The 6,060-nt window shown below is 33.4% G+C and carries 6 protein-coding genes; all 6 read left to right on the forward strand.

What is annotated here, in order from left to right:
- Positions 1-241: 241 nt before the first annotated feature.
- Entirely contained in the window at positions 242-1,354 is a 1,113-nt protein-coding gene (locus tag EHQ31_RS18745) for an AlbA family DNA-binding domain-containing protein (protein WP_135575079.1), read from the forward strand.
- Positions 1,355-1,673: 319 nt separating this feature from the next.
- The gene (locus EHQ31_RS18750) at positions 1,674-1,904 is read left to right on the forward strand and encodes a UPF0175 family protein (RefSeq protein ID WP_135575080.1); all 231 of its coding nucleotides are present in this window, start codon (positions 1,674-1,676) and stop codon (positions 1,902-1,904) included.
- The gene (locus EHQ31_RS18755) at positions 1,897-2,355 is read left to right on the forward strand and encodes a PIN domain-containing protein (protein ID WP_135575081.1); all 459 of its coding nucleotides are present in this window, start codon (positions 1,897-1,899) and stop codon (positions 2,353-2,355) included. The genes EHQ31_RS18750 and EHQ31_RS18755 overlap by 8 nt, the downstream gene beginning before the upstream one ends.
- 204 nt (positions 2,356-2,559) lie before the next feature.
- Positions 2,560-3,243, forward strand: coding sequence for a hypothetical protein (locus EHQ31_RS18760; protein WP_135575082.1), 684 nt, complete (start codon positions 2,560-2,562; stop codon positions 3,241-3,243).
- 200 nt (positions 3,244-3,443) lie between these two features.
- Positions 3,444-4,154, forward strand: a complete 711-nt coding sequence (locus EHQ31_RS18765) for an SH3 domain-containing protein (protein ID WP_135582933.1) — start codon at positions 3,444-3,446, stop codon at positions 4,152-4,154.
- A gap of 204 nt (positions 4,155-4,358) precedes the next feature.
- Positions 4,359-5,753 (forward strand): hypothetical protein, encoded by a 1,395-nt coding sequence (locus EHQ31_RS18770; RefSeq protein WP_135575084.1) that lies wholly within the window; start codon positions 4,359-4,361, stop codon positions 5,751-5,753.
- Positions 5,754-6,060 lie beyond the last annotated feature (307 nt).

The raw sequence follows: 6,060 nt of genomic DNA on the forward strand, positions 1-6,060 counted from the left end.
TTCACATTTACAAATATACTTATACTTTAAACAATTCAGAACTGCGCTTAACAGCGACTAACCGCTTCGCTTCGGGACTTACGCCCTCGCTTGGTCTGCGACACATAGGCTTCTGGCACTCCCCTTGCCTACGCAAGTGTCGTGGCCAGTCCCTAACGTCCCGTTACCGGGACTCAGGGTCAGCCTACGTCGGTTAGTCTAGTTCGTTATGCGCAAGCCATTAAACCATAACCTCTAAAAAATGAACGATAACATATTTCAGCAATTTTTGTACCTTTCCGAAGGTGACAGCTTGGATTTCAAGCGAGATCAATATAAAATTTCAAAATCTACGGATTATGAAAAATCAGAATTTATAAAAGATATATTATCTATGGCTAATTCCTGGAGAAAAACAGAAGCTTATATTATTCTAGGAATATTAGAAAAAAGCAATAAGCCTAATGAGTTGATTGGATTAAACGAACATATAGATGATGCCACATTTCAACAATTACTAAACTCAAAAACCAATAGAACATGCCATTTCAGTTATCAAGCATACTCATTTCAGGGAAATACTTTTGGCATATTTAAAATTCCAATTCAGGAAAGACCAATTTATCTTAAAAAAAATTTCGGAAATTTAAAAGCCAATGTCGTTTATGTCAGAAGAGGATCTTCAACTGCAGAAGCAAGTATCGAAGAAATAAGTAAAATGGGTCTTCCACTTGAAGAAGAATCCAAAAAACCAACATTAAAATTAACATTCTTTGACATACAATCAGAAAAAAGTCTCGGCGACCAGATTTATTTACAAACTAAACCATTTTGTATTCTAGACAATATTCCAGAATATTTTGGAGTAAATGGACTTTATCCAGCATTAGGCATTAACAAAAAGTTTAATAGAAATCTATTTGAGTATTTCAATTTCAAATATAAATATGCAAAATCAAATTTTCTTCTCGAAAATTCTGGAAACATAGAGGCTAAAAATATTAAAATCGAAATTCAGATAGCTGATAGAGATATTGAAATAGTTCAGAACGGAGACGAACCAATTGAACCTGACGAATATAATTCAGATTATATTCGAAAATTACCGCATTTTTCAATTCCGAATGAAATAGAAGTAAAAAAAGGAAACAAAATAATTACTATTCATTCTACTGTTGAATCAATCCATGCTAAAGATAAGATTCAATTAGAAGGCAATATTTACATAAACCCTCAATATAGTCGAGAACTGATTTTAAATTGTAAAATCTATTGCGATAAGATAGAAAAACCTTTTGAACAAAGAATGGAAATCCATTTCCATCATACTTTACAAAATATATTATGGGAAGACTTCAAAAACAAATTCAGTTAATTTTAAACCAATTTCCTAATGAAATGGCCAGCGCATAACAGCGTCTACTCACTGCGCTTCGGCACTTACGGCCTCGCTTGGCCTACGGCACATTCCTCTCCGTCACGCTTCTCGCTACGCAAGAAGACGCGCCGACGCTAACGCCTACTTTGTAGGCTCAGCTACGAGGAACGTCGAGTAGACTAGTTCGTTATGCGTAATTGCTGCAAAACATTGCTTTTATCAAAAAATACCAAAATTTCCAAAAAATTCAAAGAATAGGAGATGAAAAATAGTTTGATTTTTGAATTTCGATAACATACGTTTTTATATAACAATCATGAAATCTTTAAGCTTCCAAGTTCCCGATCAAATAGATCTAAATGAATATGATTTTAAAATGGCAATGGCTGTTAAGTTGTATGAAACGGGTAAAATATCTATAGGGCAAGCTGCCGATATTGTCAATCTTTCGAAATCATCCTTAATTGATGTGATGAAGAATTATGGTTCTTCTATTCTATTTGGATATTCTACAGATGATCTTAAAAATGATTTAGAGAATGCCTGACGTAATTTCAAATACAAGTTGCTTAATTCTTCTTTCAAAAATACAACAACTTGATCTTTTAAAAAGTTTATACAATTCTATTATAATAACTGATACAGTAAAAACTGAATTCGGTGAAAATATACCAAACTTTATAAAAATCAAAAACCCTAACCAAGAATTTTCGGTTAAATCTCTTGAACAAATTTTAGATAGTGGAGAAGCATCTACTATTGCTCTAGCACTAGAAACAAAAAACTCTCTAGTTATCTTGGATGATTTAAAAGCTAGAAAAATTGCAAAAAATCTCGGACTAAAAATAACTGGGACCCTTGGAATTTTAGCGAAAGCAAAAAAACTAGGAATAATAGATGATTTAGAAAAACAGATCAATGAACTTCAAAGAAAAGGTATCTGGATCTCTGAATCAGTAATTAACGAAATCCGTCGAATAGACAAATCAACAAATTAAAAGCAGCAACTACGCATAACAGCGACTAACCGCTTCGCTTCGGGACTTGCGCCCTCGCTCGGTCTGCGACACATAGGCTTCTGGCACTCCTCTTGCTTACGCAAGCGTCGTTCCAGTCCCTAACGTCCCGTCCGGGACTCAGGGTCAGCCTACGTCGGTTAGTCTAGTTCGTTATGCGCAATATTATAAAAATTAAAGGTAAATATGGACAATACTACAAATAATATACAATTAATTTTAGAAACTATAAATAAATTCTATAGCGATGCTTGGCTTTCATTGGTTACAGTCCTCGCAACTATAATCGCGGCAAGTGTAACAATTGTAGGAATTATATTACCGCTACTAATCTCCTATCTTCAAAGAAGGCAACAATCTGCCGAATTTAAAACTCTATTAGCTGAAATTGATAAAAAATATGAATCCGAAATTATAAATTTAAAAAACGAAAACCAAACAATAAAAAATGAAACAGAAGAAAAATTGAAAGCTATTATAGAAGCCATAGTTTCAGAAAAATTCTCTGAATTTAACGATAGTATGGAGAATGAGAAAAAAAGACAATTCGGAGCAATGGCACATCTTCAGGCTATGATGAATCTTTTCAGAAATAGACTCTTTGATTCTGGGCTTGATTATATATTAGCTACCGAACTCTTTTATAAAGGGAAATCTGAATATAGCCTAGCAAGTTCAGCAGATAGCTTGGTATCCTTAAGCAAGATGATAGATAAAGAAAATTTTAATAGTGAAAAAGGATTGAAGTTTCAAAAAAATCTATATTCTCTTATAGAATTATTAAAAAATCATGAACCGAAGGGATTAGTAAATAAATTAGGAGACGATTTAGAATCGGCTTATTTCTTTCTGAAAAATCTTAAACAATAATACTGCGCATAACAGCACCTAACCGCTTCGCTTCGGCACTTACGGCCTCGCTCGGTCTGCGACACATAGGCTTCTGGCACTCCTCTTGCTTGCGCAAGCGTCGTTCCAGTCCCTAACGTCCCGTTCCGGGACTCAGGGTCAGCCTACGTCGGTTAGGCTAGTTCGTTATGCGCAAGTCCCTAAAATCTGAAAAAAAAAAAATGAAAAAGAAAATATCCTTTATAGTCATTCTACTCCTCCCATTAGCTTTAAAATCGGAAAAATTAATATTCGGGGAGAACTCCATAAGTTCAAACGAAATGATCTTACAATTGGAAAATTTAACAGCTTTATATTTTCTAAATGGTGAAGGAGATGGCTGCGACGGTTTTACAGCTAGTTTTATATTTTCAGAAAATATTTATAATTTCTCTAATGTTATCTCAAATTGTAAAAACAAAGAATTAAAAAATTTCAAATGCATCACGAAAATTGATGAACAATCTATTACATATCATGAATATTTATCTTGTGACAACAAACTAGTTTTATACAATAAAAGTAAAAAAGTAAATGAAGGATTAATTAGAAACTTCAAAGGAATTCAAGTTATTACTCAAGGTTTAAAAAACGCCAGTGTTACTTCTAATCTAAAAATGAGAGAAAAACCTTCGAAAGATTCAAAATCATTCGATTGCTTTTTTAGTCACCTGGATGATGAAAACTTAAGTAATAAGGAAATTTCGTTCATTCCTAAAAATTATATGATTACGGTTATTGCTAAAACAAAAACTGAAGATTATATAGGTGATAAAAAAAATTTCTGGTATTTAATTTCTCCTATCTCTGATTCTTATAATGGATGTTTATTAAAAAATTCAAATCAAAAAGAAGGTTGGGTTTTTGGAGAATACATCAAATTCAATAACTAGGGACCAGCGCATAACAGCACCTTAACGCTTCGCTTCGGCACTTACGGCCTCGCTCGGTCTGCGACACATAGGCTTCTGGCACTCCCCTTGCATTCGCAAGTGTCGTGGCCAGTCCCTAACGTCCCGTTCCGGGACTCAGGGTCAGCCTACGTCGTTAAGGCTATTTCGTTATGCGCAATCATAATAAAAAATAGGAGCACCAAAATGAAATTAACGTTCTCTCAAGTTTATCAACCTCAAAGTAAAACTATTCTAAAATTCAACTATTTTGATCCAATTCTATTCAGAGATTCAAAATACTATATAGATCCAATTTTAATTCCAAAATCATCTTCTAAAATTATTTCTAAATCCTATCCAGATTTTTTAGATTATTTCAAAAAGCTTCTCTTGATATTAAAGAATGTCAAAAACGCAGACAAAAGTGATACTTTTTGGAGAACAAGTATAAAACAATTTAGCTTTAAGGAAATATCTGCCTTTCATTTGGGATATGGTCATTCTAACCAAGGAAGTGGCCTAACATCCACGCTTTCGGAAAGAATTTTGAAAACTTCTCTAGATATAATAAGGGCTGGCTATAGCGACCCAGAAATATTCACTATTGTTGGTTTTTTAGAAGAAGGTATAGGAGCTGATCGCATAAGCGACATGGTTGGAAATATATTATTACCACATTTCATTGAATATACCAATGAAATCTTATCTGGCTGTAAAAATACAAAACTTTTAGAAACTAAAATTAATAATATTACCTATAAACTTCCATATAATCCAAAAAATAATAATCCTATCATATTATTACCAAAGGATATTTTAAGACGTTTACCTGAAGCAACGGACAAGTCAGATATTATAAACATAGTCGGTCATAATGAAGATTTAAGAAATAGAGTAAATAAAGTAGTTGGAGAAAAATGGAATAAAGTTACAAAGTCAGATTTAAAAAGAGCAGCTAAAGGAGAAATTGTAAAAAATCCAGAAGTTCTGCATGAAATTCTAAATCAATTAAAGGCATCAATGAAGTCTTATAATTTTGAAGAGGATCCTTTTAATGAAGAATCTTACCGGTCTGCAATCGAAATTATAATAGAAAATTTAAACTTTAGTATAAAAAAGGAAAATACATTTGCTGCTGCAAAAAGAGTTCTAAACTATTTTAAGGATCAAATTGAATCCAATGCGTTATGGAAAAATTTATATGATGATCATGGGAATGTATTAAAAGAATCACACTCACAAAAAATATTCCATGGTTTATCCCTAGTATCTTTAGAAGAATCAGGCATTACTGTTACGCCAGAATCAAATTCTGGTCCCGGACCAGTAGATTTCAAATATAGCCTCTCTTCAAAAGATATTACGTTAATCGAATTTAAACTTTCATCAAACACTAAATTAATTGATGGTTTAAATAAACAGTTACCAGCATATATTGCTGGAGAAAAAGCTAAAAATGCATTTTATGTTGTTATTCAAATCGGCGACCATGATAAAAAAATTAAAGCATTAAAGGAAGAATTTAAAAAGATGAATTCAAAGAAAATAAATCTTCTTATCATAGATGGACAAAGAAAATCAAGTGCAAGTAATTTATAATTATGACTGCGCATAACATCGGCTACCCACTTCGCTTCGGGTCTTCGCCCTCGCTCGGCCTTCGGCAAATTCCTCTCCGGCACGCCTCTTGCCTCCGCAAGTGTCGTGCCGACGCTAACGCCTGCAAAGCAGGCTCAGCTCCGAGGAACTTCGGGTAGCCTGGTTCGTTATACGAAATCGCAAGAAAACTTTCCTATAATAATAGAAAAGAATTTGACTAATCTCATTTTGCGATATTCTTGGATGAAGTGCATATTATTAGCTGGAAGAAACTTGATGATTTTATTAATAAACATCCTAATTCTGA

It is taken from the genome of Leptospira montravelensis (assembly GCF_004770045.1).
Taxonomy (GTDB): Bacteria; Spirochaetota; Leptospiria; order Leptospirales; family Leptospiraceae; genus Leptospira_A; species Leptospira_A montravelensis.